1 protein-coding gene is annotated in these 1,260 nt (G+C 61.6%); it reads right to left on the bottom strand.

Going from position 1 to position 1,260, the window contains the following annotated elements; translation table 11 throughout:
- A partial coding sequence (locus ABZ420_RS36010) for a homogentisate 1,2-dioxygenase (RefSeq protein WP_357132691.1) occupies positions 1-1,221 on the bottom strand: 1,221 nt, incomplete at its 3' end.
- Positions 1,222-1,260 lie beyond the last annotated feature (39 nt).

Below are 1,260 nucleotides of genomic sequence, written 5' to 3'. Positions count from 1 at the left end.
CAAGATCTTCTGATCTTCGATCTTTTTCGGAGACAACTCGGCTTCGCGTCCCATTTCCAAGGTCTGGGTGCCTGGGCCGTGTGGAGTCCAGTTGTTGTTCAACACGCTGCTGCCCGGTACGAGTTCCTTGCCCCCGAACTCGCCGGCGAGGAAGATGCTGAACTCGACCACGCAATTGCGGTGGTATCCCGGGGGCCGGAAGGTTTTCTCGGCCACCATCCATCGGGGGGTCAGGGCCATCACGTCGAAGTTGGGTCCAAGGATCGGATCGGAGGGAGAAGTCAGAAGCGCGAAGATCGACGGATCCGGGTGGTCCACGGTGAGCGTTCCCATCGCGATAAAGCGATCGAGGTCGTATTTGTAGGGGTAGAGGCTGCCCCTCCAGGCGACCACGTCAAGCGGTGAGTGGGTCAACGCCGCCGACCAAAGATTGCCAGCGAACTTGTGGATCATCTGCACCGGGCGATCCTGGTCCTCGAAGGCTGCCACCGGGATCTCGAAGTCGTTGACGTTGGCCAGCGCGTTCGTGCCGATCAACCCGAGCTCAGGCAGCCGCAACGGCAACCCGAAGTTCTCGCACACGAACCCATCCGCGCGGTCGTCGAGCAGCTCGACCCGGAACTTGAGACCCCTGGGAATGACCGCGATCTCGCCGAGGCCAACATCGAGCTTGCCCATCTCGGTGAATACCCGGATACGCCCATTCTGGGGGACGATCATCAGCTCTCCGTCGGCGTCGGCGAATACTCGGTCACGCATCGACTTCACCGCCGAGTAGACGTGAACGGCCATGCCCGACTGCGAATTCGGCGACCCGTTGCCGCACAGAGTGGAAAGGCTGTCGACGAAGTCTCCCGTCGCGGCCAAGTTCCCAACCGGGCCCCAACAGGTGTTATTGGGCGATGGTGGCAGGTCGAATGGAGGCGTGCTCAGGTTGCGGTTGTCGATCCGCTCGAATCGTCGGTGCGACGCCGACGGGCGGATCCGGAAAACGTAGGAACGGCGGTTCAGTGCCCGTGGTGCGGTGAAGGTGGTGCCGGACACCAGTTCGCTCACCAGTCCGTGAGCAACTTTCTGCGGGCTGTTCTGACCGATGGGCAGCGTGCCTGGCAGTGCCTCGGTCTCGAGTTCGTTGCCGAGACCGTTCTGGTATATGAGCGTGTCTTGAGCAGTGGTTGCACGGGTGGATGCGGCGTCTGTCCGTTCGGCGATATCAGTCATCAAAAGAATCTCCTCGTTGTTCGACCGACCCCCCGGGCG

This window comes from Nocardia sp. NPDC005745, assembly GCF_040630775.1.
Classification (GTDB): domain Bacteria; phylum Actinomycetota; class Actinomycetes; order Mycobacteriales; family Mycobacteriaceae; genus Nocardia.
The sequence above is the reverse complement of the archived record's forward strand: the minus strand, read 5'-3'. Positions and strand labels throughout refer to the sequence as shown.